Below are 25,617 nucleotides of genomic sequence, written 5' to 3'. Positions count from 1 at the left end.
GCTTAAATACCAGCAGCCAGAAAGTCGTAAGAGTCAGCGGCGTGGTCTATACCGAAACCGGAAAAAACAGCGCCAAACACGCTGACTCCTGGCCGGAATTTATACCACCCGATTCCCTTTGTACAACAATAAGACAGGATAAAGAGCTGACGCTGAAACGGTTCTGCTCTCTGGCTGATATGACCTGCTCCCTGACAGCGTCGGGGGGAGCAGGCCTGGCACGATATGCCCGATCCTCAGGCCACCTGCGAGTGCGCATGGCGCTGGGTTTTTTGCCATTCGCTTTTCAACGCTTGCAGCGTGTGTTCCATGAACGTGCGATCCGCAGCGGCTTTTCTGCCAACATAGCCCTGCCCACGACGGAACATCTTCAGCGCAACGCGCATTTCCGGGTGAGCATCGCGGAATTCGCACTCCTGGGTATGCGGCGCCATGGCATCGACGTGCACTTCTCCGGACTCGGCAATCCATACAATATGGTCATCCAGCGTATCTTTGCGCTCGGCAAACAGAAGCGCCAGCTGATCAATAGTCGGTTGTTGGTTGATATTCATGTTGATGCTCCTTCACTCGCAGACTGTTCAATAGTTGATACATCAAGTTCATGTGCCAGACGTTCATCCACGAACCGCGATAGAGCGTTCGTCGAATACAGTTCCGGCCCTCAAGGACATGCAGGTAGCCTTGATGAGAAGCCGCTACACAACGGCGTCAACGTTAGCGAGAAGAAGTCACGAAACCCAAAGACCCGACCCAGAATCGACAATCGATCCGATACAAGCATCATGAGGACGTTTCGCCAGCTTCTCGCCTTTATCGACGACAATGCCAGGTCAGCTTCATCAATCTGCCTTGTGGGCAGCCTACATCCGGGAACATCTCGACGGCTTGCCGAGCCTGTTCAGTACCGCTTTGCTGCGCTCCCGATCAGGGAGACAGCTGCATAATGCAAGGGCAAATGCAGCGCGTCAACGATTATGTAGTGATTATTTTTTATCACTACATAATCGTATGAAGGACGTGAAGTTACGTGAAAAGGTGACTGAATGGTCATGACCGAGGGAGGATATCGCGGGGCTGTGTGAGCGTGTTTCCTGGGTGATCGGTATTCACTTGAACACTGGCGCAATGCTGCAAAAAAAAGCCTGAAAGCTCACGCTCCCAGGCCTTTGAACATCAAACCAGACGCCTTACCCTCAACTCACCCTGAACCGCCCCACCAACCCCTGCTGCTGCTCAGCCAGCCGAGCCAGTTCGCGGCTGGTGACGGCTGTCTGCTCGGCACCGGCGCTGACCTGAATGACCAAGGCGTTGATGTCGTGGACATTGCGGTGGATTTCTTCGGCGACCAGGCTTTGTTCCTCGGCAGCCGAAGCGACCTGGATGTTGCGGTCGCTGATGCTGGCGATGCCTTCGGCGATTTCTTCGAGCAATTCGCCCGCACGCACAACGTTTGTTGCGCCTTGCTGGGCCTTGCCGAGGGTTTCCTGCATGGAGCTTGCGGCACGGTCGGAGCCGGATTGCAGGTTGGCGATCATGTTCTGGATGCTGACGGTCGATTCCTGAGTCTTCTTGGCGAGATTCCTCACTTCGTCGGCCACCACTGCGAAGCCACGGCCTTGCTCGCCGGCACGTGCGGCTTCGATGGCGGCGTTGAGTGCCAGCAGGTTGGTCTGATCGGCCACACCGCGAATGACGTCGAGGACCGAGGAGATCGAATCGCTCTCACCTTTGAGTTCGTCGATGATCCGCGACGTCTGTTCGGCCTGGACCGAAAGACCTTTGATCAGAGTGACGGTGTTGTCGATCTCGATCTTGCCCTGCATCGTGCTGGCGTTGACACGTTGTGACATGGCCGACGCATCGGTGGTGCTGCGTGCAACGTCTTTGACCGTCGAGCTCATCTGGCTGATGGCAGTGGCGACCTGATCAGTGCCCTGACGCTGCTGTGCCACGTTCTGATTGGTCTGCAATGCCACCGCCGAAGACTGTTCCGCAGCCGTGGCAACCTGCGCCGTGGCGCTGCCGATTTCGCGGATGACTTCGCTGATCTGTTGCGCCATGTTGTCCAGGTTGCGCGAGATCTCACCAAACTCGTCCTTGCCCGTGTAACGGGTTCTGGCGGTCAGATCGCGGGTGGAAAGTGTGATCAGGGTGCGGTTCACGTCGACTACGGCGATCTTGATGTTGCGGATGATCACCGACGCCAGCCAGAGCACGGCAATCAGCATGACGATTACAGTGCCGATTGCGACGTACAGGCTGCGCTCAGCGTCTTTGCGTGCATCGCTGGCCAGGCCCACGACGGTCTGCCCCAACTCGGCTTCTACCTGAGCCATCATGTCGATACGTACGGTAGCAAGGTTGAACCAGTCTTCCGGTTTGACATTGAGCGGATCGCCCAACGGGGTATCAAAGCCCAGTCGTTGCAGGCGCGCCACTTCCAGCGAGCCTGGCTGCTGCAAGACAGCACTCAGTTTGCTTTTGAAAACGTCCGGGGCCCAGCGCTGAAAGGCTTCGTAGTAACCGGAGAATTCACCGAGGTTGCGGCTGAAACGCGACAACAGGGCTGAGTCGAAACGGTTCTGGTTGAAGGCCAGGCCAAGCAATACCCGTTCGCGGCCTGCACGCTCTTTCATGTCGACAAATTGATTGAGCGAACTCAGTGCGCGGAGAATTTCAGGGTCTTCGATACTGGCTTCAAGCGAGTAGGTAAAACCGATAAGTGTTTTGATGATGTCAGTGAAACGCGTGCCGGACTCGGTATTGTTGATTGCCAGCGAATCAACTTTGGCGCGAAGCGCAAGCAGATCATCCAGTGCCCGCTTTACACCATCCAGCCCGGGAATGCCTTCCGTCGATTGGGCGCGCATCGCGCTGATCGCCTTGTCGGATTCCTGGCGAAAGGTCTTCAGCTTGTCTTGCATCGACTTGCCGCCGCTGCCCAGAAACACACCACTGGCGCCGCGTTCGCGCTGCAGGGTGGTCACTACGTCACTGAGTTTCTGCGCGGCGCTGGTGGCCGTGACCGCTCGACTGTTGTCGCTGAGCGTCTCGCGTTTGTCGGCGACAAAAATACCGGCGAACGCAAGGAAGCCCAACAGGGGGAACATAAGAATAAGCAGCAGTTTCATACTCAAAGGAGCATTTCTAAGCATTACAGACCTCATAACTCACAGACTTTCTATAAAAACGCTCCAGGTCCAACGCTCTTTCAACGGCGACGTTTTTTATAACCAGAGAGGGTTCAGTAATCAGCCTGCCGTAGCTGGTATTGCCTCCATCCAATTGTTTCGGCGGTGAAGTGCCAAGCTTTACCTGCTGGTCTGCTTTAATTTGCAGCGGTATGAGACTGTTTGCATTTACGCTGGTTGATAACACGCACAAGGGAAAACCCTATGATCAAGAAAGTCGGCCCTACCGAGATCAAACCTGTCCACCATGCGTCCTGCCATTGCGGCGCGATCATGCTGGAGCTGGACTTGCCGGACGGCATTGTTGACCCGCGACGCTGTGACTGCTCGTTGTGCAGGCGCAGAGGCGCGATTGTCGCTTCAGTGGCGAAGAACGGGGTACGAGTGGTTCACGGGCAAAGTGTGCTCAAGCTGTATCAGTTCAATACGCGTACCGCCGAGCATTATTTTTGCGGCAGATGCGGGGTCTACACCCACCATCAGCGACGTTCCAACCCCGATGAATACGGGTACAACGTCGCCTGCCTGGAAGGTGTGAATCCTTTCGATCTGGGGCAGGTGAAGGTCAGTGACGGGGTCAATCATCCCTCCGACCGCCCCGTTGTTGAAGCGCCTGAGTGTGATTAACGCAGGTTGGTCTTGGCCAGCTCCAGCACTTCGCTGCCACGCCCGCTCATGATCGCGCGCATCATGTACAGGCTGAAGCCCTTGGCCTGCGCCAGCTTGATCTTCGGCGGAATACCCAGTTCCTGCTTGGCGGTCACCACGTCGATCAGCACCGGGCCTGGATGATCGAAGGCCTTGCGCAACGCGGCGGGCAACTCTTCGGCGTTTTCGACGCGTAACCCGAGAATGCCTGCGCCCAGCGCGATACCGGCGAAGTTGGTCTCGTGCAGGTCGGTGCCATGCGGCACATAGCCGCTGGCTTTCATTTCCATGTCGACGAAGCCCAGCGAGCTGTTGTTGAACACCACCATTTTGATCGGCAGATTCAACTGACGAATGCTCAGCAGGTCACCGAGCAGCATCGACAGGCCGCCATCGCCGCACAATGCCACCACCTGACGATCCGGGTGTTCGGCCTTGGCACCAAGCGCCTGCGGCAAGGCGTTGGCCATCGAACCGTGGTTGAACGAGCCCAGCAGGCTGCGTTTGCCGTTCATGTGCAGGTAGCGCGCGGCCCACAGGGTCGGCGTGCCGACATCGACGGTGAAGATCGCATCGGCATCAGCCTGCTCGTCGACCAGCCGGGTCAGGTACTGCGGGTGAATCGGCGTGCCATTCGGCGTGGGTGTGGCCAGCTCGTCGAGTTCCTCACGCGCCTTGGCGTAGTGTTTGAGGGCCTTGTCGAGGAATCGGCGATCGGTGTGCGGCGTGAGCTTCGGCAGCAGCGCATCCAGCGTCTCACGCACCCCGCCGACCAGACCTAACGCTACCGGCGTGCGGCGGCCGAGCTGGGTCGGATCGAGGTCGATCTGAATGATGTCGGCCTTCTCGGGGTAGAAGTTGCGGTATGGAAAGCTGCTGCCCAGAATCACCAGCGTGTCGCAGGACAGCATGGCGTGATAGCCAGAGCTGAAGCCGATCAGCCCGGTCATGCCGACATCGAACGGGTTGTCGTACTCGACGTGCTGCTTGCCGCGCAATGCATGAACAATCGGCGCGCCCAGCGTGTCGGCCAGCGCGAGGATCTGCTCGTGAGCACCGGCGCAACCGGCACCGCACAACAGCGTCACCGCCTTGGAAGCGTTGAGCATCTCGGCCATCGACTGCAGGTCATTGTCTGCCGGGACAACGTTGGGCGGTGTGGCCTCGACCCACTTCGCGGGCACATCCGGTGCCTCGCTGAGCGCCACGTCGCCGGGTACGACGATCACCGCAACGCCCTTTTGGCTGATCGCCGCACGCATGGCGCGTTCCAGCACACGCGGGAATTGCTCGGGGTTGCTGACCAGTTCAACGAAGTGGCTGCACTCCTTGAACAGCTCCTGCGGGTGGGTTTCCTGGAAGTAATCCAGGCCGATTTCGGAGGATGGAATGTGCGCAGCAATCGCCAGCACCGGCACCCGGTTGCGATGGCAGTCGTACAGGCCGTTGATCAAGTGCAGATTACCCGGTCCGCAACTGCCTGCGCAGACCGCCAGCTTGCCGCTGGACGCTGCTTGGGCACCGGCAGCGAAGGCGGCGACTTCTTCGTGACGGGTGTGCATCCAGCGAATCGAATCGGTGCGTTCCAGGCTGTCGGTCAGGCCATTCAGGCTGTCACCAGACACCCCCCAGATGTGGGAAACACCTGCCGCTGCGAGGGTTTGCGCAAGATGGTCGGCGATGGTCTTGGACATTAGGGGTTCCTTGTCGAGGCAAATAAAGGATTCAGATAAACACGCGCAGCGCTCTGCCACGCCTGTTGTGGTCGACCCGATGGATTCTCGACAGTTCAGAAAACCTGAGCCCTGTTCAGGGCTCGGTCAGGCCGCCTGCTGTGGCAGGCGGCTCAGGCGTGCGGGTTGCCCGTCGCCTTGGTGGGCACTGCGTATTGCGGCTTGAGCTTGCCTTCGCTGTCGAGCAGCCAGGCATCGAGGATTTCCCGTACCACCGGGCCTGCGACTCTGCCGCCCGCCTCGCCGTTCTCGATGGTCACCGACACCACGATCTTCGGATGGTCGGCCGGAGCGAAGCCGACGAACAGGGCGTTATCGCGGTTACGCTCAAGGGTCTTGAGACGGTTGTAACGCTCGCCCTGTTTGATCGCCACCACCTGCGCCGTGCCACTCTTGCCAGCGATGCGGTATTGCGCCCCCTTCGCCGCATCACGCGCAATACCACGCGGGTCGTGCATGACCATTTGCATGCCGGTGTTGACCTGATTCCATTCATTGGGGTCATGCAGCACGATATTCGGCATCGGATGCTCGTCGACCGGCGCTACATTGCCCACTTCCATCGCCAGGTGCGGACGATGCCAGACGCCCTTGCTGGCGATCAGCGAGGTGGCCTGGGCCAGTTGCAGCGGCGTGACCTGCATGTAGCCCTGGCCAATACCGAGGATCACCGTCTCGCCGGGGAACCAGGCCTGACGTCGTGTGGCGCGCTTCCACTCGCGTGACGGCATCAGGCCGGCGGATTCCTCGAACATGTCCAGCGAAACCTTCTGGCCAATGCCGAACATGGTCATGTAGTCATGCAGTCGGTCAATGCCCAGCTTGTGCGCCAGCGTGTAGAAGTACGTGTCGTTGGAACGCATGATTGCCGTGTCCATGTCCACCCAGCCGTCGCCGCTGTGGTTCCAGTTGCGGTACTTGTGATCGAAATCCGGCAACTGGAAGTAACCGGGGTCGAAGACCTTGGTCGAGGCATTGACTACGCCGCTGTCGAGCCCGGCAATGGCGACCTCCGGTTTGACCGTCGAACCCGGCGCGTACAGGCCGCGCAGTACCCGGTTGAACAGCGGCCGGTCGATGGAATCGCGCAACGCGGCGTACTGTTTGAAGCTGATGCCGGTCACGAACAGGTTGGGGTCGAAGCTCGGTTTGCTGACCATCGCCAGCACTTCGCCCGTTTCCGGGTCCAGCGCTACTACAGAACCGCGTCGATCACCCAGCGCGTTCTCGGCCGCTTCCTGCAAATGCGCATCCAGGCTCAGGGTGATGTTCTTGCCGGGCACCGGATCGGTGTGTTTCAAAACCCGCAACACGCGACCCTGCGCGTTGGTTTCAACTTCTTCATAGCCGACCCGGCCATGCAGTTCAGACTCGTAGAAGCGCTCAATGCCGGTCTTGCCGATCGACTGCGTGCCGCGATAATCGTTGTCGAGTTGGGCGGCTTCTTTTTCGTTGATACGCCCGACATAACCGATCGAATGGGCAAAATGCGCGCCCAGCGGATAATGACGAACAAACTGAGCGGCTACATCCACCCCCGGCAGCAGGTACTGATTGACCGCCACTATGGCGATCTGCTCTTCAGTCAGTTCGTAAAGCAAGGTCGCGGGCTCGAACGGATGGCGCACCTGTTTCAGCTCCTTGTCGAACAGGATGCGATCCTCGTCGGGCAGCTGTAACAGCGTCATCAACTCATCGATCACCTTGTGCCAGTCTCCGGCACGCTCACGGGTCAGGGTCAGGTTGAAGCTGGGCCGGTTATCGGCAAGCACCTCGCCATTACGGTCGAAGATCAGACCGCGTTCAGGCGGGATGGGCAGTACATGCACCCGGTTGTTTTCGGAAATGGTCGAGTGGTATTCAAACTCGGTGACTTGCAGGAAATACATCCGCGCGACCAGACAGATCGCCAGCAGCCCGACCAGTACGGCACAGGCAATCAGGCGCTGGTTGACAAGCCGCGTCTCTTTCTCGTGGTCTTTCAGGGGGATTGGATTGGGCATTTCTACAGCTTCTCGGTGAAGGGCAAACGGCGCTACTGAACGTGTAAATGAATATTTCGGCGCGCACCATAGCAAGAAGCGACTGATTGCAGGCAGTCGAGCCGACAATCACCAGATGAAAAATCTGTCAGAAACATCTCAAGCACGCTTCACCTGAGCCTGCGCAGACGCTTCGCGGGCCTGCATGATGCGTGGCAGATTGGTCTCGATCCAGGTCGCCAGCGTTTCGACCTGCAAGGCAACTTCTTCACCCATCGGCGTCAAGCGGTACTGAACATGAGGCGGAACCACCGGCAGGGATGTACGGCTGACAAAGCCGTCCTGCTCCAGATGCTGAAGCGTCTGCGCGAGCATTTTCTCGCTGACCCCGCCAATCTTGCGCCGCACCTCGCTGAAGCGATGCATACCACCCCGCAACACCACCAGCACCAGTACGCCCCAGCGACTGCAGACATGGTTGAGGACAACCCTCGACGGGCAGTCGGTGGCCAGCACTTGCCCCTGACGAACAAAGGCCAGCATCGATTCGGCCGTTTCTGAGTATGGGTGCGCGGCGGATTCACTCATGACACTTACCTTTTTGTACGTACTTACGAAAAGAAAGCATCATGACTATCCTCGTGCTTTCCATCAACCTGATTCGAGAACTCCAACATGATCGTTGTCACCGGTGCCACTGGCCAGCTTGGCCGTCTCGTCATTGAACAGTTGCTCACTCGCCTGCCCGCTTCGCAGATCATTGCTGCCGTGCGCAGCCCGGAAAAGGCCGCCGACCTCTCGGCACTGGGCGTTCAGGTTCGTCAGGCCGATTACGCGCAACCGTCAACGCTGGACAGCGCGTTTGCCGGCGCTGACACGCTGCTGCTGATTTCGTCCAGCGAGGTGGGCCAGCGTCTGACTCAGCATCAGGCGGTCATCAATGCGGCGAAAAATGCCGGAGTCAAACTGCTCGCTTACACCAGCGTGTTGCACGCGGACACCTCGGCACTGGGTCTGGCCAAAGAACATCGCGAGACTGAAGACTACTTGCAGTCCAGCGGCCTGCCCTTCGTCTTGCTGCGTAATGGCTGGTACACCGAAAACTATGTAGCGGGCGCTCCGGGAGCCTTGGCGCATGGCGCGGTAATGGGCTGCGCCGGTGAGGGGCGGATCAGTTCGGCCTCGCGACTGGACTATGCCAAAGCGGCCGCAACAGTTCTGACAGCCGATGAGGATCAGGCCGGTCGCGTCTATGAGTTGGCGGGCGATGTTTCTTACACGTTGGCCGACTACGCTGCCGAACTGTCCAGGCAAAGCGGCAAGACACTGGCTTATGTCGACCTGCCGCAGGCTGAATTCGAAGCGGCGCTTATCAAAGCGGGCCTGCCGGATTTCGTCGCGCAGTTGTTGGCAGACTCAGATGCTGCGGCAGCTCAAGGCGCATTGTTCGACGACAGTCACCAGTTGAGCACACTGATCAAGCGCCCCACTACGCCACTGGCTGCAACCATCACTGAAACGCTCAAAGGCTGAACGCGGCAAACCCGATCGAATGATTTTCAACCATGAAGGTCCCAGTTATTACCAAAGGCATCAAGCCGCCTGATACCTAAGACTGGGAGTCTTCATATGAATAGCAAATCGTTGATCGCCTGCATGACCCTGCTCGGCTGTTTCTCGGCCGTTACCCTGCCGGTTCATGCAGCAGAGACGCCCGATCCGAAAGTCACCGAGTCCAAGGACAACATGCATGAACTGGAATTGGGCTCCCGCGTGCCGGAGAAGTACCGTCGCAGCGATCTTGAAGTCAAGGACTGGAAAAGCAAAGGCCTGGAAGAGCCAGCCAAGGAAAGCGAGTGGGTAAAGATCAATGACAAGTACGTGCGCTTCCAGAAGGTCAACGGCAACATCATGGATATCGTGCCGGTCAAGAAGTAAGTACAGAGCACTCTGTGCGCATACCGTGCGCACAGGGCCTGATGTTTTCGCTACCCGCTCAGGATCAGCCTGATAGCAAAGCATCAGCGCCCTACGCTATCCTCGTCGCTCTGCCGACGGGATATCAGCATGCACAGCAACCACTCCAGCACGCCGACCACGACACCTTATTTCTGGCGTGACGAATGCCTGCCCTTCATTGAGGCGCGTTCGGTAGAGGATGGTCGACTGGTTTGCTATGCGCCGCATTCTCATGAGACTTTTTCGATCGGTGCGGTCACTGCCGGGGAAAGTACGTATCTGCATGAAAAGACCTCGCAGCGCATCGCGGCAGGCACCGTGGTGCTGATGAATCCCGGCGACGTGCATGCCTGTAACCCGATCCACGACCAGCCATGGTCTTACCTGATGTTCTACGTCGACAGCCGATGGCTCGGTGACCTTCAGCGTGACACCGGGCTTGCCACTGCCCTGACCTTTAAGCCACTGCCTCAGACGCACAGCAATGATCCGGCGTTGTTCAATGCCCTGACCGCGTTATACGAGACATTGATCGATGCCCGAACCGACGTGCTGCACAAACAATGCGCCGCTGTTTCGTTTTTCATGCTGATGCAGGTAACCCTTGACGCTGGGTCTGCCATTGCCGACAAGCCCTCGACGCGTATCACCCGCGCCGCCGAGTACATCAATGACAACTTCACCCGGGCCATCAAGCTCGCCGATATCTGCGACGCAGCCAGTCTGTCGGCGTCTTACCTGATCCGCTCGTTCGAACAGCATTACCACATGACCCCGCACGCGTATCTGCTCAATCGCCGCATCCAGCATGCGCGCACCCAGCTTAAAAACGGTCGACTGATCGCCGATGTGGCGCTGGAAACCGGGTTTGCCGATCAGGCGCATTTCCAGCGCGAATTCAAGAAACACATGGCGGCGACACCGGGTCAGTACCGGCTTTAATCAGATCATCAGGTAACCCGCGCAACCGGCCAGCAGCAGCGCCATGACCCGGTTGAATACCCGCATGCCTGCTGCGCTGCGCAGGTAATGGCTGAGGAAACTTCCGGCATACGCCCAGCAACCCAGAGACAGGTAGCAGACCACTGCATAAATGGCAGCAAACTGCCAGATCAGCCGCGCTTCGCCGCTTGCCACAAAAACGCCCATTCCGGCGATGGATGCCAGCCAGGCTTTGGGGTTGAGCCATTGCATCAGTGCGCCGCGCAGCATTGACGGGCCGACGCCCTGTTCGTCCACACTCAATTGACCGTTGTCAGCCGCGAGGCGCAGCGCCATGTACAACAGGAAAGCCACCCCGGCCCATTGAATGACCCGGGTCAGAAAAGGCCACTGCTGCAACGTCTCGTACAGACCGAAACCGATCAGGACCAGCAACAGGGTGAAGCCCAGCGTCGCTCCGAGTACATGACGCATGCCCGGCCAGAACCCGTAGCGCGCCGCGGCGCTCAATGCCACGATATTCACCGGCCCGGGTGTAATCGACGAGGCCAGCGCAAATGCGGCCATGGAGATGAACAGACTCATGAATAAACCCCTCGACCACGATCAGTAATGACCGGGTCAAGGTAATCACCGTGGCCGACAGCGTATTGAAGGAAATTACCCTTCTCGCTGGCCCCGTAAATCAGCAACATCCAAGCTCTCACTCAAAACCATTGCTTTTTTGTCCGCATGCCTTACAAATGCAGACTCGTCCGCCTGTAACCCCTATTGCCACCTTCTACCGCGAGTTCGCTCCATGTCCAGAACCGTTGCCATTGCCCTCGCCTGCCTGCTTTCATCCACCGCACAGGCTGCCTGCCCTGCTGCCACCCCGGTCGATACAGCGCGCTGGATCTACGAGAAGCATCAGGACTTTTACCTCAAGGACAAGGGCGGGGCTGATTACCTGTCCAAATCGCTGTTGAGCCTGCTCAAGAAAGACTGGGCGTGCCAGAACGGCGATCAGTGTGCAGTCAGCGCCAACCCCTGGACTGACGCACAGGATGGCGACGTGCAGAAGCCCATCGACTGGAAGCTGGTGTCCAATTCCGACAAACAGGCGGTGGTCGAGATGACCTACAACCTGGGTTACAAGGACGCCCCTCAGCAACCCGTCAGCCGCCAGACCACGCGCCTGCTGATGGCGAAAAATGCCAACAGTTGCTGGGTGCTGGACAACCTGCAAGGCCCGCAGGGCGTAGCGTTGGGTCAGGCGCTCGAAGAATTTCCCTACGAAGGCGACTGATCAACCTTGAAACCATTTGCCTTTACCGGTATCACAGGCACTTGAACTTCAAGAGCGAGCACCATGAATACCTTTGAGCAATCGATTATTGAGGCTGCGCAGGCCGCCACGCCCAATAACACCGATGCCGAACGCGAAGCTGCCAGGCTTGCCGCCACACAGGCAGTGGCTGACATCGTGTCCAGCAAAAGCGGACTGAGTCGCACCCTGGCGCTGGCGGAACTGCTGGACTCTTATTCGGAGCAGGACGAGCAGGAGGACGAATAAATGGCTTGAGCGGGCGCCAAGAGATTTATTTGATCGCGCCGCTAAAGAAGCCACTTTCGTTGCCGAAAACTTTTTCGGGTGGCTTTATCAAAACGGCCCTTTTTTGTTAGTGCGCTCGGATGCGACCTATGGGGAAGCATTCTTGCAAATCGAACAACTGGAAGACATTCAGGCCTATGTACAGCGCACTGCCGATGATCTGGAGCGGGTCTCGATCAACCTTGCCGGACACCTTGTTTACCTTGAGCGCTCTGCACGCCCGCACGAGGCTCGCGAAGTCAGCGAACGCATTTTCGGTTTGCAGGCCTCGGTAGACAGCCTGCGCGGCGTGTTCAACAACTGATCAGTCGCTACTGGCTATCCGCCTGCGATAGCGGCCGTGCAACCTCCTCCAGCGATTTGCGTTCGGCAGCCATGCCCCAGATCGATTGCACCAGCGCCGCCAGCAACATCAACCCTGCCCCGATCAGATAGCCGACCAGCACATTGCTGCGGTCCCCGCTTTCGATCAGCTCGCCAAACAGCGTCGGGCCGATAATCCCGCCCAGCCCCGTGCCGAATGCATAGAACACCGCAATCGCCAGCGCACGTATTTCCAGCGGAAAGGTTTCGGCCACGGTCAGGTAGGCCGAGCTGGCAGCCGCAGACGCGAAGAAAAAGATCACCATCCAGGCGATCGCTTGCTGGGTCACGTCCAGCAAGCCCTGCTGGAACAGATAACCGCTGATCGCCAGCAACACTCCGGACACGCCGTAGGTCAGGCTGATCATCACGCGTCGTCCGATCACATCGAACAGCCTGCCCAACAACAGCGGCCCGCAGAAATTACCCAGCGCCAACGGCAACACGTACCAGCCCACCCGTTCAGCCGGCACGTTGTAGAAATCGGTCAGCACCAGTGCGTAAGTGAAGAAAATCGCATTGTAGAAAAAGGCCTGGGCAGTCAGCAGCGTCAGGCCCACCAGCGAGCGCTGGCGGAACGTCACCAGCAGCGTTCTGGCGACCTCGCCGAGCGGCGTGTGGTCGCGGACATGCAGCCGCAACGGCTTGCCCTCAACGGCAGGCAACACGTGTCCGCGACGTTGCAGGTCCGCCTCGATCTGCTCGACGATTCTGGTCGCTTCTGCCGACTGGCCGTGAATCAGCAGCCAGCGCGGGCTCTCCGGCAGCCACAGGCGCATCAGCAAGACCAGCAAGCCCAACACCGCGCCAATTCCGAAGCACAGGCGCCAGCCCAGTTCGGCCCCCACCCACTGCGGGTCGAGCAAGACAATCGAGCCGATAGCGCCCAATGCCGCGCCCAGCCAGAAGGTGCCGTTAATGGTCAGATCACCCCAGCCACGGTAACGGGCCGGGGTGAACTCCTGGATGGTCGAGTTGATCGCCGTGTACTCACCGCCGATGCCCACGCCGGTCAGAAAGCGGAACAGCATGAAGCTCCACACGCTGAACGAAAACGCCGTGGCAGCGGTTGCGCCGACATACAGCAGCAAGGTGATGAAGAACAGCTTGCGCCGCCCGAGGCGATCCGCCAGCCAGCCGAAAAACAGTGCGCCCAGCACGGCACCGGCGATATACGCGGCGCCCGCCAGGCCGATGTCACTGTTGCTTAGGTTCAGCGCCGGGCTGGCTTTGAGTGCACCCGCTACCGAACCGGCCAGGGTGACTTCCAGGCCGTCGAGCAGCCAGGTCACACCCAGCGCCACGACGAGCAAGGTATGAAAGCGCCCCCAGGGCAGGCGATCCAGTCGGGCAGGCAAATCAGTTTCGAACACTGCTCCACTGGTACGGGTCGTGTTCATCTCCGGGCTCTCCACGGCTGACGTAGGTGTCAGGGTTGAGAGTCGCTGAAGTGTGCCGAGTTCAGCTGACCCAGAACCACAAAAGCGTCAGGTTGGCTGCCGAGATCAGACCGAACAGCCCCCACGCCACTGTTCTCACCAACCGGCTGTTGACGAACGGCCCCATCAGGTGCGGATCACTGGTGAAACGGATCAGTGGCCACAGTGCGAATGGCAATTGCAGGCTCAACACCACCTGACTGAGCACCAACATCTTGCCCACCGAACTGTCGCCCAGCCAGATCACGCCGATCAGCGCCGGAATCAAGGCCAGTGCGCGGGTGATGAAACGTCGCTGCCAGCAAGGAATTTTCGCCTGCAAAAAGCCTTCGAGCACCACCTGCCCGGCAATCGTGCCAGTGAAGGTCGAACTCTGCCCGGCCGCCAGCAAGGCGATCCCGAACAGTACGCTGGCAATGGCGCCACCGACTAACGGGTCGAGCAGGTGATAGGCGTCCTGAATCTCGACCACCTCGGTATGGCCGGTTTTGTGGAATGCCGCCGCAGCGAGAATCAGAATCGCGGCGTTGATCAACAGCGCCAGGCTCAGCGAGCCGATGGTGTCGAAACGCGCAAAGCGAATGGCACTGGCTTTGCTCGCCAGGTCAGAACCGTTGACCCGCGTCTGCACCACCGAGGAATGCAGGTACAGGTTATGCGGCATGACCGTGGCGCCCAGAATGCCGATGGCGATGTACAGCGGTTCCTGACTGCTCAGCACATCCCAACTCGGTTTCAGCCCGGCAAAGACGTCCGGCCAGAATGGCTTGATCAGGATCAGTTCGACAGCGAAGCACGCCGCTATGGTCGCGATCAGTCCCAGCACAATCGCTTCCAGACGCCGGAAGTTGGCGCCCTGCAACGCCAGCACGATCAGCGTATCGAAGGCGGTCAGCGCCACACCTGTGGTGATAGACACCCCCAGCAGCAGATGAAACGCCAATGCCGCACCCAGCACTTCAGCCAGATCGGTGGCGACGATCGACAGTTCCGCCAGCAACCACTGCCCCTTGGCGACCTTGCGGCTGTAATGAGCTGCGGACAACTGCGCCAGATCGCGCCCGGTGGCGATGCCCAGCCGCGAACAGAGGTTTTGCAGCACCATGCCCGACAAGCTGGCCAGGACGACGACAAACAGCAATGAATAGCCAAAACGCGAGCCCGCCTCGATGGCGGTCGCCCAATTACCGGGGTCCATGTAGCCGATGGAGATCAGCAAGCCGGGGCCTACGAACAGCATCATCTTGCGCAGCAATGAGGCATTGGCAGGAATGACCACGCTGTCGCTGGTCGCAGACGGGCAAAAGGGAGCAGTCGCAGTGGTGGGCAGTTTGTACGTCACGGGAACCCGTCGAGGGAGAAGAATGAAGAACCTAATCCTAAGGTTTTACGACACATGTTGATACATCCGAACCGACCCAAGACACGCTTTTTTGCAGTGGACTTGCCACATTCTTAGCCTGTCGAACGCTTTATATGACATTCATCTGATCAGCCAGCGATCGCTATGAAGTGAAATAAATGCTCAACAAAGATGTCGGTTAAACAATTATTCATCCCTAAATGGCCAATAAACGCACTCGGCGCTAATCATTACCAATTGTAAAGCGTACCATCCGGTCTCCAACAAGAATTCAGGATGGCCACTGATGAACCCTCCCCACACGATGGGCACTGCGGCGGAAGAACCGTTGCGTGCAGCTTATATCTCGGCACGTATCGACCGGCTGCCTGCGGTCGCCAGCATCTGGCGACTGGTCGCGCTGTTGTCTATCGCCGGATTCTTCGAGCTTTATGACCTGTTCCAGACCGCCTATATCAGCCCCGGCCTGATCCGCGAAGGTATCTTCGCCACCGGCAGCCAGGGCTTGTTCGGCTTTTCTGATCAGGCGGCCTTTGCCTCGGCAACTTTTCTCGGCCTGTTCTTCGGCGCCAGCCTGCTCAGTCCGATTGCCGATCGTTTCGGGCGTCGCGCAATTTTTACCTTTGCCCTGATCTGGTACACGGTCGCCACCGTGATCATGGGCCTGCAAACCTCGGCAATGGGCGTGATCGGCATGCGCTTCGTGGTCGGCATTGGTCTGGGTGTGGAGCTGGTAACCATCGACACCTACCTCTCGGAACTGGTGCCCAAACGCATCCGCAGTTCAGCCTTCGCGTTCGCATTTTTCATTCAGTTCCTGTCGGTTCCCTGCGTTGCGCTGATGTCATGGTGGCTGGTGCCGCAAGACCCGTTCGGCTTTTCCGGCTGGCGCTGGGTGGTTATCAGCAGTGCTGTGTTCGCGCTGTTCGTCTGGTGGCTGCGCGCCGCCCTCCCCGAGTCGCCGCGCTGGCTGGCGCAACAGGGGCGTTTCGATGAAGCCGAACGGATCATGGACACCATCGAGGCACGTTGCGCGAAGGAGCATGGCAAGCCGCTGGATGAACCAGAGCCGGAAATAGTCGCCGTCGAGGGTAAAGGACGCTTTGCCGACATGTGGCAACCGCCCTACCGCCGTCGCGCACTGATGCTGGTGGTCTTTCACATTTTTCAGGCGATTGGCTTTTTCGGCTTTGGCAACTGGCTGCCCGCGCTGCTTTCCGGACAAGGCGTCAGTGTGACTCACAGCCTGGGGTATGCGTTCGTGATTACGCTGGCGTACCCGCTGGGCCCGTTACTGTTCGTGAAATTCGCCAATCGCTTTGAGAACAAATGGCAGATTGTCGGCTCGGCATTGGGCGCAATGATCTTTGGCAGCCTGTTTGCGTTCCAGACCAGCGCCGTCGGGCTGATCTTCTGCGGGATCATGATCACCTTTTGCAACGCCTGGCTGAGCTTCAGTTATCACTCTTATCAGGGTGAGCTGTTCCCGACCAACATACGGGCGCGTGCGGTCGGTTTCTGTTACTCGTTCAGCCGGCTGTCAACGGTGTTCAGCAGCCTGTTGATCGGGGTGTTTCTCGAACACTTCGGCACACCCGGGGTGCTGGCATTCATCGTCAGCAGTATGCTGATCGTGATTATCGTCATCGGCCACTTCGGGCCACGCACCCGTAATCTGGCGCTGGAACAGATAACCCATCGCTGACACGGAACTCCGATCAGCGATCAGAGTGGGTCAGGCCTGGGCCCACTCCACGTTGGTCACACCGAAGTGTTCAGCATAGGGCTTCGAGACCCGCGGGACCTTTTCCAGACGGTACTTGGGTATTCGCGCCAACCCTGCATCGACACTTGCGTAGTGCCATGCTTCAGTATTGTCCATATTCTCGGTGCGTATATAAAAGCTCTTGAACGAACCGTTTAATAGATAATCGATGCGGTAGTGCTTTGGAAGTGCCATTGAAAGCCTGATCCTTTTTCAGCAGTGGCTTGAACTATAGGTGACCTTTTAGACCGCACAAAAATTCAGTCTTTTTTCAATATCAGCGACCAATGAACGCCGTCGGGCGATATATGAATCAAGCAAACGGAACATGAATGAGCGCCTGATGCCCATTCATGTTTCGTTCACTCCTGCTATCAGATGACCGATATCAAGGCTGCCAAAGCGCCTGACCGCCACCCAGCTTGCGGTCCAGAAAACTGGCCGCGCTGATCAGCGCCAGATGGCTCAAGGCCTGCGGCGTGTTGCCCAGATGACGGGCGTGCCCATCGAACTCTTCGGCGTACAGCCCCAGCGGATTGGCGTAGCGCAACAGTTGCTCGAACTCCAGGTGCGCCTGCTCGACCCGTCCGGCACGGGCCAGGCACTCTACGTACCAGAACGAACAGGCGACGAATGCGCCCTCCTCACCGGCCAGACCATCGTCATGATCATCGTCGTTGCGGTAGCGGAACACCATGCCGTCGCGCACCAGCGTGGCTTCGATAGCATCCAGCGTCGCCAGCCACTTGGGATCGTTGGCACCGACAAAGCGCACCAATGGCATCAACAGCATGGACGCATCCAGATTGCGACTGCCCTTGTGCTGCACGAAATGACCAAGCTCTTCGTTCCAGAAGTTTTCCCAGATATCGTTCTGGATTTCTTCGCGCACCTTGGTCCAGCGTTCGAATGGCCCTGACAGTGAACGCTTGAAGGCCAGACGCAGCGCCCGGTCCAGCGCCACCCAGCACATCAGCCGCGAATGCAAAAAGTGCTGATCGCCGCCACGCATTTCCCAGATGCCCACATCACGGTCGCTCCAGTGCTCGCACACGTAATCGACCTGACGCACGACATGCTTCCAGCCGTCATGGGAAATCGCATCGCCGTACTTGTTGGCCAGGTACACGGCGTCCATCAGCTCGCCGTAGATATCCAGCTGAACCTGCTTGTATGCCTCGTTGCCGATACGCACCGGCTGGGCACCGCCATAGCCGGACAAGTGATCGAGATGTTCCTCGGGCAGTTCTGCGTGGCCATCAAGGGCATACAGAATGCCAAGGTGTTCGGTTTGCTCGCAGCAATCATCAAGCCTGCCGCGCACCCAGCTCATGAAGGCATTGGCTTCGTCGGTGTAACCCAGGCGCATGAAGGCGTAAACGGTGAACGATGCATCACGAATCCAGGTGTAACGGTAATCCCAGTTACGCTCGCCGCCCTCGGTTTCAGGCAGGCCATAGGTAGCGGCTGCCACAATGCCGCCGTGTTTGCGTGAGGTCAGCAGCTTGAGCGCCAGCGCAGAACGGGTGACCATTTCACGCCAGCGGCCCTTGTATTGCGATTGCCCGGCCCAGCGCCGCCAGAATTTCAGGGTGTCGTCGAAATAGCGCGAACACTTGCCTGCCGCGACATTCGGGTCATCAATGCCGCCGAGGATGAACTCGATGGTCTGGCCTTTGTGCATGTGAAATTCCGCCACGGCATCGTGTTGCTCCAGATGCAGCGGCGTAGCGGCCGACAAGCGCATGCCGGGCTGCCCTTCAGCTTCGAAACAGACGTCCTGGCCATCAATGCGCGCAGTGGTTTCAGCGCGGCTGTAGTCCATGCGCACCCGGCAACGCATGCGAATCCGGGCTTCGCCGAAGCGCACCTGAACCCGGCGCACAATGCGTGGCAGGTCATCCTGGTCCTCGCCGATCGGCATCAGGTCAGTGACTTCCACCACCGCCTGCTCGGAAATCCAGCGGGTTTGCAGGACATTGGTGTCCGGCAGATAGATTTGCAGCCGACGCGCTTCAGGCAGATCGGGCGCGAGCTGGAAGATCCCGGCGTCGGTGGTGTCCAGCAGTGCGGTGAAGATCGACGGGCTGTCAAAGTCCGGCCAGCAGCAGAAGTCGATACTGCCGGTGTCGGCAATCAGTGCTGCACTGCGCATGTCGCCAATGATGCCGTGGTCTTCGATACGGTTTTGCGCTTCTTCCGGGAAATCAGCCATTGCCACGAAACTCCGGATAGAGGGTCATGCCCCCGTCGATGAAAAGTGTTGTGCCATGGACGTAATCCGAGGCATCGGAGGCCAGCCAGAGCACTGCGTTGGCAACGTCTTCCGGCTCGCCGATGCGGCCGTAGGGAATCAGTTTGAGCATTTCCTTTTCGGCGTCGCCTTTACGCGCATCCGCGTTGATCGGCGTGCGGATGGCACCGGGTGCAACGCTGTTGACGCGAATCTTCAGTTCGCCGACTTCCTGGGCGATGCTGCGCATCAGCAGATCGACGCCGCCCTTGGAGGCTGCGTAATTGACGTGACCGGCCCACGGAATCAGCTGGTGCACCGAACTCATGTGGATGATCTTGCCCATTGCCCGTGACACATCAGGACGCATGCCCTGCTTGATGAACTGGCGCAGTGCCGCGCGGGCGCAGAGGAACTGCCCGGTGAGGTTGACGTTGATGACGGTGTTCCAGTCTTCGAGGGTCATGTCGACGATGGAGGCGTCTTTTTGCAGACCGGAATTGGCCACCAGAATATCCAGCGCGCCGAAGTGCTCGATGGTCTGGGCGAACAGCCGCTCGACGTCTTCTTCCTTCGAAACGTCGGCCCCCACAGCCAGCGCCTTGCCTCCGGCAGCACGAATCTCTTCGGCCAGCTTCTCGGCAGGTTCAGGCTTGGAGTTGTAGTTGATCACGACGGCGGCACCGGCCTCTGCCAGCGCGCGTGCGGCACCTGCGCCCAGACCGGAACTGGCGCCGGTAACGATTGCGACTTGTTGCTTGAGTGAGATGTGCATCAATTTCAGCCTCGAAGTAAGCGTATTAGTGCTGACTGGCGAGGCTGAAATTAAGTTCAGTGCAGGTTATGGCGCAGGGTTGGGCTGCGAGGTATGAATGGCCTCGATGCCGGCGATGACCTCATCGGACAGCGTGACGTCGATGCTCTCCAGGTTGATCTTCAGTTGATCGAGTTTCGTGGCACCGATGATGTTGCTGGTCACGAACGGTCGGCTGGTCACATAGGACAGCGCCATCTGCGAAGGGTCCAGACCATGCTCGCGAGCCAGCGCGACGTACTTGGCTGTGGCAGTAACGGCCTGCGGGTTGTTGTAACGCTGAAAACGCTCGAACAGGGTCAGGCGGCCATCGGCCGGACGTGCGCCGTCCAGGTACTTGCCCGCCAGCACACCGAACGCCAGTGGCGAGTACGCCAGCAGGCCGATCTGTTCGCGAATGGCGATTTCCGCCAGACCGACTTCAAACGTGCGGTTAAGCAGGTTGTAGGGGTTCTGGATGGAGACAGCACGTGGCAGATCCAGGGTTTGGGCAAGGTGCAGAAAACGCTGGGTGCCCCATGGCGTTTCATTGGACAGACCGAAGTGGCGAATCTTGCCCGCCTTGACCAGATCGCCCAGTACCGACAAGGTTTCTTCAATTTCGACGGCCTGATCATCCGGGTCGTGGGTGTAACCGAGTACGCCGAAGAAATTGGTTTTGCGATCCGGCCAGTGCAACTGGTACAGGTCCAGGTAATCGGTATTCAGACGCTTGAGGCTGGCTTCCAGCGCCGCAGTGATGTTCTTGCGATCAAGGCGTGGATTGCCGTCGCGGATGTGCTCCATGCGGCCGGGACCGGCGACCTTGCTGGCCAGCACCCAGTCGTTGCGGTCGCCGTACTTCTTGAAGTACTCGCCGATGATGCTTTCGGTCTTGGTGTAAGTCTCGCCACGCGGCGGCACCGGGTACATTTCTGCCGTGTCGAGAAAGTTGACCTTGGCGTCCTTGGCCATACGAATCTGTTCGAATGCTTCATCCTGGGTGTTCTGCTCGCCCCAGGTCATGGTGCCCAGACAGATCGCGCTGACCGACAGATCGGTTTTGCCCAATTTACGAAATTGCATCGATGTCTCCGTTTGGTTCAAAAAAATACAGCTTGAAACAGGGCTCCCATAAAACGCCGACTGGTCATTCACTGCAACACTTTTTATCCGGTTTTACCTAGCGATAACCCTGCGCCTGCAGATCGAACAGCGCGGCGTAGCGCCCTGCGGCGGCGATCAGGCTGTCATGATCACCGCGTTCCAGCACCCGTCCATGCTCCAGCACCACGATGTGTTCAGCATTGCGCACGCTGGAAAACCGGTGCGATATGAGCAGTGTCATGCGGCCTTTGGCGTATTCGCGGAAGTGGTCGAACACCGCCGCTTCTGCGCCGGCATCCAGCGCAGCAGTCGGCTCGTCGAGAATCAGAATATCGGCGTCGCGGCGCATGTAAGCGCGCGACAAGGCGATCTTTTGCCACTGCCCGCCGGACAGCTCCTGCCCCCCCGCAAACCAGCGGCCCAATTGCGTGGCATAGCCCTTGTCGAGCTGTTCGATAAACTGCGCGGCCATGCCCTGCGCCGCCGCTTCTCGCCAACGGGTCTCATCGTGAAACGCGTGGGTGTCGCCGACACCGAGGTTTTCGCCGACCAGAAACTGATAGCGAATGAAGTCCTGAAAGATCACCCCGATCCGCGAACGCAGAGCATCTTCGTTCCATTCCTGCAAATCGCTGCCATCCAGCAGGATGCGCCCCTGATCAGGCCGATACAAACGTGTCAGCAGCTTGATCAACGTGGTCTTGCCCGACCCGTTTTCGCCCACCAGCGCCACACTGCGACCGGGTGCCAGGTGCAGGTCGATATGTTCCAGCGCCGGGCGGCTGGTGCCTGGGTAGGTGAAACTCACATTCTCGAAACGCATGCCGTCGCCAGGCAATGCGCCTTGGGTCAGGCTGCCGGTCGGGGGGGAAACCGGCTGGCCGAGGTAAATGTACAAATCGGCCAGGTACAGCCCGTCCTCATACAAACCGCTGATCGCGCTGAGGCTGCTGCTGACTGCCGCCTGCCCCTGCTTGAACAGCACCAGGTACATGGTCATCTGACCGAGCGTGATGCTGCCGTGTACCGCATCGACCACCACCCAGGCGTAGGCCAGATAAAACGACGCAGTGCCCAGCAGCCCCAGCAGAAACCCCCAGCCATCGCGACGCAGGGTCAGGCGGCGGTCTTCGGCGTAGAGTCGCTCGAAGGTCTCGCGATAGCGCTGAAGCAGCAGCGGCGCGAAGCCGAACAGTTTGACTTCCTTGATGTAGCCCTCGTGGGAAAGCAGCGTTTCAATGTAATTCTGGCGGCGGGTTTCCGGGGCACGGCGCGTAAACAGGCGGAACGCATCGCCCGAAAAATGCGCCTCGGCGAAGAACACCGGCAACGCACCCAGCACCAGAATCAGTAACGCCCAAGGCGAAAAGTGCACCAGCAGCACGGCGAAGCTGATCAGCGAAATGAGGTTTTGCAGCAGACCCAGTGATTTGGTGACCAGCGCCAGCGGACGGGTCGAGGCCTCACGCCGGACTCGCACCAGCTTGTCGTAGAACTCCGAATCCTCGAACTGCGACAGCGACAGCGTCTGGGCCTTCTCCAGAATCAAGGTATTGACCTTCTGCCCCAGCAGCACCCGCAACAGCGCCTGCTGCACCGACAGCGCACGCTGAGCCCCGGCCAGCAGGGCCAGCACGCCGGCTTCGAACAGTACGTAACGCAGCACGGGCCACAACGGAGCTTCACCGGCGCTGGCATGCAACTGCATCGCCGCAACCACTGCATCGACGATACGCTGTCCCAGCCAGGCAGCCAGCGCAGGCAACAGACCGGCGACCAGGGTGGCCAGTATCAAACCGACGGACAGCGCGCGGGAGGTGGTCCAGACCAGGTGCATGGCGCGCAGGGCCTGCTGCATGAAGGTGGTGAAGCGCTTGAAGACAGGCATACGCAAAAACTCTAGAGAAAGGTCGAACCACCGTATCGGGCAGCCATCATACGACCACAGGTTCGTTAGAAAACAGGGAGCTCATCATGAACGACGCTTACAACCTGCAACGCTTTGTCAACGCTCAGCAGCCAGTGTTCCAACAGGTGTTGGCGGAGCTCGAAGCCGGGCACAAACGCAGCCACTGGATGTGGTTCGTGTTTCCGCAAATTCAGGGGCTTGGCCATAGCGACATGGCGCAACGCTATGCCATCAGTCACTTGGGCGAAGCCGAGGCTTACCTGCAACATCCGTTGCTCGGAGCACGTCTGGAGCAGTGCGCAGCCCTCATCGCCCCTCAGGTAGAACGCACCGCACAGCAGATTTTCGGCTCGCCGGATAACATGAAACTGCATTCAAGCATGACCCTGTTCGCCCTCGCCGCCCCTGACCGGCCAGTGTTTCAGGCGGTGCTGGACACTTTTTTCAAGGGCGAGCGTGATGCGATGACAGTGAGACTGCTGTCACGTTGATTGCCACGCGAGGTATATGCAACGTCTCCACTCTGATTCAAACGCCCTTCGGCGCGCGCAGCACGCAGCGTTCGCGTCGGTCGTCCACGCGTTCGGCGAACCAGGCGGTGGTGAGGTTGCGGGTGATCTTCGGGCTTTTCAGGGTGATGCCGGGCAGGATGGCTCTTGGCAAAGGCTTGCCCGCGGCCTTATCGGCAAGCGCGAACACCTTGCTGTACAAGTCGGTTTCCTCGAACTCCAGGGTATCGCCCTGCTTGAGCTGGTTCCATATCTGCGACTTGTTCAGGCCCAGCCGGTCACCCAGCGTGCGCACCGCAAGCTCGGTGGAGCCCGGTGAAGTGGAATCGAAACGGATCAGATCGCCATCCAGTGCCAATTCGATACCGGTTGCCCGGCTTACCGCGTTTTGAAACGCCGCATTACGGCTGGCGTACCAGCCGGCGTTGAAGTCGGCAAAGCGGTACAGCGACTGGGTGTAGCTCACCGGGTAGCCCAGCAAGTGCGCGATACCGAAATACATACCGCCACGACGGGTGAACACTTCACGCCGGATGGAGCCATCAACCGTGTAGGGATAATCCTCGGCGTGCTTCTCGGCAAAAGCGATGGCGACCTGCATCGGTCCGCCGGTCTTGACCGGGTTGAAGTTGCCGAACAGCACCTGACCCAACGGCACCATGCCAATGAAGTCATCGAAGATGGCGCTGAGGTCTTTCTCGGTGTGTGCCGAGTCAAGTCGCTTGCCGTAGGTTTTGCCATCCGGCGAGCGAACGCGCAGCGCGGTGGCGATAAGCGCATTGGGAATATGCAGTCGCGCAGCACGCCGGTCGATCTCGGCGCGGGCGATCCGGCCCATGTTCGGCACCGCAGGGTCGACCTGGAAGGTGGATTCCTGTTCGGTCACGGCCAGTACCGAACATATGTTTTCGGTGGTCAGCGGGATTTTCTGCGCGGCGAACGCTGCATGGATGTCCGTCGCCCATGCCTGCCGGTCACTGACACTGGCCGGTATCAGGCGCACGATCTGCGCGCGCGCCTGCTGCGGGCTCAGCTCCGGTTCCTGCGCACGCTGGGTACCGCAACCGGCCAGCACCAGCAGCCCGATGCTCATCATGAGCAAGCTGCGCACCCTTCGATTCAATCCTTGATTCCTGATCATCTGCGCTCCAGAGCACTTTTTAGTTCAAAAGACTGACCAGTCGATCCTCGCACTGAGCTTTTCCAACGCAGCCATACCGACCAGAGAATTACCGGCGGCGTTCAACTCCGGGGACCATACGCACAGCGAAAAACGCTCTGGAACGATGGCCACTATGCCGCCGCCTACCCCACTCTTGCCGGGCAAACCCACACGATAGGCGAAGTTGCCTGCTTCGTCATACAGCCCGCTGGTGGCCATGATCGAGTTGACCTGCGTCGTCTGGCGAGCACTCAGGATCTGCTCGCCACTGTGGGCGCAAAAACCCTGATTGGCCAGAAAGCCGAAGGCACGTGCAAGATCGATGCAGCTCATGCTCAGTGCGCAATGATGGAAATAGCTGCGCAGCACGTCTTCGACATCGCCATGGAAATTATCGAAGGATTTCATCAGATAGGCAGCCGCTGCATTGCGCGAACGGTGCTGGTATTCGGAGTCGGCAACTTTGGAGTCGGAGGTAATAACAGGGTTGCCACACAGGCGGCGGACGAAATCGCGCATCGACAAAGAAGGCGCGGCAAAGCGTGCCTGGTTGATGTCGCAAATCACCAGCGCGCCCGCATTGATAAACGGGTTGCGCGGCCTGCCCCGCTCGAATTCAAGCTGGACCAGCGAGTTGAACGGCTGGCCGGAAGGCTCGTGTCCGAGACGCTGCCAGATGTCTTCACCGGAATGGCCGATGGCCTGAACCAGGCTGAATACCTTGGAAATACTCTGGATGGAAAACAGTGTTTCGGCATCACCGGCACTGAACATCTGACCATCGTTGCCGTAGACCGCGATGCCCAGCTGATCCGGCCTGACGCCGCCCAATGCCGGAATGTAATCGGCCACCTTGCCCTGACCGATCAAGGGCCTCACTTCGTCGAGGATTTCGTTCAGCAGGTCTTGCATGTATGCGCCC

General features: G+C 59.0%; 24 protein-coding genes. 9 read left to right on the top strand and 15 right to left on the bottom strand.

The window, feature by feature from the left end; all coding sequences use genetic code 11:
* Positions 1–236: 236 nt before the first annotated feature.
* Together I9H07_RS10145 and I9H07_RS10140 are read right to left on the bottom strand one after the other, a co-directional pair.
* A complete protein-coding gene (locus I9H07_RS10145) occupies positions 237–554 on the bottom strand; it encodes a hypothetical protein (RefSeq protein ID WP_024676021.1) in 318 nt (105 codons plus the stop codon).
* 642 nt (positions 555–1,196) lie between these two features.
* Complete coding sequence (locus I9H07_RS10140; protein WP_236426123.1) at positions 1,197–3,113, bottom strand: methyl-accepting chemotaxis protein; 1,917 nt, start codon at positions 3,111–3,113, stop codon at positions 1,197–1,199.
* Between the two features lie 285 nt (positions 3,114–3,398).
* Between I9H07_RS10140 and I9H07_RS10135 the strand changes: the two genes are divergently transcribed.
* On the top strand, positions 3,399–3,821 hold the full coding sequence (locus I9H07_RS10135; protein WP_236425753.1) for a GFA family protein: 423 nt from the start codon (positions 3,399–3,401) through the stop codon (positions 3,819–3,821).
* Here the strand turns inward: I9H07_RS10135 and poxB are convergent.
* The 3 genes from poxB to I9H07_RS10120 all read right to left on the bottom strand — a co-directional run bounded on the left by poxB (position 3,818) and on the right by I9H07_RS10120 (position 8,145).
* Positions 3,818–5,536 carry a ubiquinone-dependent pyruvate dehydrogenase gene (gene poxB, locus I9H07_RS10130; RefSeq protein WP_236425752.1) on the bottom strand — a complete coding sequence of 573 codons (1,719 nt, stop codon included), beginning with the start codon at positions 5,534–5,536 and terminating at the stop codon, positions 3,818–3,820. The genes I9H07_RS10135 and poxB overlap by 4 nt on opposite strands.
* A gap of 152 nt (positions 5,537–5,688) precedes the next feature.
* Positions 5,689–7,578, bottom strand: coding sequence for a penicillin-binding protein 2 (mrdA, locus tag I9H07_RS10125; protein WP_024676025.1), 1,890 nt, complete (start codon positions 7,576–7,578; stop codon positions 5,689–5,691).
* Positions 7,579–7,716: 138 nt separating this feature from the next.
* Positions 7,717–8,145, bottom strand: a complete 429-nt coding sequence (locus I9H07_RS10120; protein WP_058391442.1) for a winged helix-turn-helix transcriptional regulator — start codon at positions 8,143–8,145, stop codon at positions 7,717–7,719.
* Between the two features lie 87 nt (positions 8,146–8,232).
* On the opposite strand from I9H07_RS10120, the gene I9H07_RS10115 reads away from it, so the two are divergent.
* From I9H07_RS10115 to I9H07_RS10105, 3 genes are all read left to right on the top strand, one after another.
* Entirely contained in the window at positions 8,233–9,090 is an 858-nt protein-coding gene (locus I9H07_RS10115; protein ID WP_236424974.1) for an SDR family oxidoreductase, read from the top strand.
* A 96-nt stretch (positions 9,091–9,186) separates the two neighbouring features.
* Entirely contained in the window at positions 9,187–9,495 is a 309-nt protein-coding gene (locus I9H07_RS10110) for an RcnB family protein (protein WP_058391440.1), read from the top strand.
* Positions 9,496–9,624: 129 nt separating this feature from the next.
* Positions 9,625–10,458, top strand: coding sequence for an AraC family transcriptional regulator (locus tag I9H07_RS10105; protein ID WP_058391439.1), 834 nt, complete (start codon positions 9,625–9,627; stop codon positions 10,456–10,458).
* Here the strand turns inward: I9H07_RS10105 and I9H07_RS10100 are convergent, their stop codons facing one another.
* Positions 10,459–11,043, bottom strand: coding sequence for a LysE family translocator (locus tag I9H07_RS10100; RefSeq protein ID WP_236424972.1), 585 nt, complete (start codon positions 11,041–11,043; stop codon positions 10,459–10,461).
* 214 nt (positions 11,044–11,257) lie between these two features.
* On the opposite strand from I9H07_RS10100, the gene I9H07_RS10095 reads away from it, so the two are divergent.
* The 3 genes from I9H07_RS10095 (at position 11,258) to I9H07_RS10085 (ending at position 12,356) form a co-directional block, all read left to right on the top strand.
* On the top strand, positions 11,258–11,746 hold the full coding sequence (locus I9H07_RS10095) for a DUF3828 domain-containing protein (protein ID WP_236424970.1): 489 nt from the start codon (positions 11,258–11,260) through the stop codon (positions 11,744–11,746).
* Positions 11,747–11,809: 63 nt separating this feature from the next.
* The gene (locus tag I9H07_RS10090) at positions 11,810–12,013 is read left to right on the top strand and encodes a hypothetical protein (protein ID WP_024676031.1); all 204 of its coding nucleotides are present in this window, start codon (positions 11,810–11,812) and stop codon (positions 12,011–12,013) included.
* A 142-nt stretch (positions 12,014–12,155) separates the two neighbouring features.
* A complete protein-coding gene (locus tag I9H07_RS10085) occupies positions 12,156–12,356 on the top strand; it encodes a hypothetical protein (protein ID WP_236424968.1) in 201 nt (66 codons plus the stop codon).
* Positions 12,357–12,363: 7 nt separating this feature from the next.
* Here the strand turns inward: I9H07_RS10085 and I9H07_RS10080 are convergent, their stop codons facing one another.
* Complete coding sequence (locus I9H07_RS10080; protein ID WP_236533934.1) at positions 12,364–13,815, bottom strand: MFS transporter; 1,452 nt, start codon at positions 13,813–13,815, stop codon at positions 12,364–12,366.
* Positions 13,816–13,876: 61 nt separating this feature from the next.
* The gene (locus I9H07_RS10075) at positions 13,877–15,184 is read right to left on the bottom strand and encodes an Nramp family divalent metal transporter (RefSeq protein ID WP_161632894.1); all 1,308 of its coding nucleotides are present in this window, start codon (positions 15,182–15,184) and stop codon (positions 13,877–13,879) included.
* Between the two features lie 319 nt (positions 15,185–15,503).
* On the opposite strand from I9H07_RS10075, the gene I9H07_RS10070 reads away from it, so the two are divergent.
* Positions 15,504–16,922 (top strand): MFS transporter, encoded by a 1,419-nt coding sequence (locus I9H07_RS10070; RefSeq protein ID WP_024676035.1) that lies wholly within the window; start codon positions 15,504–15,506, stop codon positions 16,920–16,922.
* 30 nt (positions 16,923–16,952) lie between these two features.
* Here the strand turns inward: I9H07_RS10070 and I9H07_RS10065 are convergent, their stop codons facing one another.
* The 5 genes from I9H07_RS10065 to I9H07_RS10045 all read right to left on the bottom strand — a co-directional run bounded on the left by I9H07_RS10065 (position 16,953) and on the right by I9H07_RS10045 (position 23,003).
* Complete coding sequence (locus tag I9H07_RS10065; protein ID WP_024676036.1) at positions 16,953–17,177, bottom strand: DUF6555 family protein; 225 nt, start codon at positions 17,175–17,177, stop codon at positions 16,953–16,955.
* 193 nt (positions 17,178–17,370) lie between these two features.
* Positions 17,371–19,197: a glycoside hydrolase family 15 protein gene (locus I9H07_RS10060; protein WP_236426021.1), complete on the bottom strand. Its 1,827-nt coding sequence runs from the start codon at positions 19,195–19,197 to the stop codon at positions 17,371–17,373.
* Positions 19,190–19,990: an SDR family oxidoreductase gene (locus tag I9H07_RS10055; protein WP_058824355.1), complete on the bottom strand. Its 801-nt coding sequence runs from the start codon at positions 19,988–19,990 to the stop codon at positions 19,190–19,192. Before I9H07_RS10055 ends, I9H07_RS10060 begins: the two co-directional genes overlap by 8 nt.
* Positions 19,991–20,056: 66 nt before the next feature.
* Entirely contained in the window at positions 20,057–21,094 is a 1,038-nt protein-coding gene (locus I9H07_RS10050) for an NADP(H)-dependent aldo-keto reductase (protein ID WP_024676039.1), read from the bottom strand.
* Between the two features lie 97 nt (positions 21,095–21,191).
* Positions 21,192–23,003, bottom strand: a complete 1,812-nt coding sequence (locus tag I9H07_RS10045; protein WP_024676040.1) for an ABC transporter ATP-binding protein — start codon at positions 23,001–23,003, stop codon at positions 21,192–21,194.
* 86 nt (positions 23,004–23,089) lie between these two features.
* Between I9H07_RS10045 and I9H07_RS10040 the strand changes: the two genes are divergently transcribed.
* Complete coding sequence (locus tag I9H07_RS10040; protein WP_024676041.1) at positions 23,090–23,515, top strand: DUF1810 domain-containing protein; 426 nt, start codon at positions 23,090–23,092, stop codon at positions 23,513–23,515.
* 37 nt (positions 23,516–23,552) lie between these two features.
* On the opposite strand, the gene I9H07_RS10035 is transcribed toward I9H07_RS10040, so the two are convergent.
* Together I9H07_RS10035 and glsB are read right to left on the bottom strand one after the other, a co-directional pair.
* Positions 23,553–24,629 (bottom strand): DUF1615 domain-containing protein, encoded by a 1,077-nt coding sequence (locus I9H07_RS10035; protein ID WP_058391433.1) that lies wholly within the window; start codon positions 24,627–24,629, stop codon positions 23,553–23,555.
* Between the two features lie 69 nt (positions 24,630–24,698).
* The gene (glsB, locus tag I9H07_RS10030; protein WP_236424962.1) at positions 24,699–25,607 is read right to left on the bottom strand and encodes a glutaminase B; all 909 of its coding nucleotides are present in this window, start codon (positions 25,605–25,607) and stop codon (positions 24,699–24,701) included.
* Positions 25,608–25,617 lie beyond the last annotated feature (10 nt).

It is taken from the genome of Pseudomonas syringae, from assembly GCF_023278085.1.
GTDB classification, from domain to species: domain Bacteria; phylum Pseudomonadota; class Gammaproteobacteria; order Pseudomonadales; family Pseudomonadaceae; genus Aquipseudomonas; species Aquipseudomonas syringae_Q.
The sequence above is the reverse complement of the archived record's forward strand: the minus strand, read 5'-3'. Positions and strand labels throughout refer to the sequence as shown.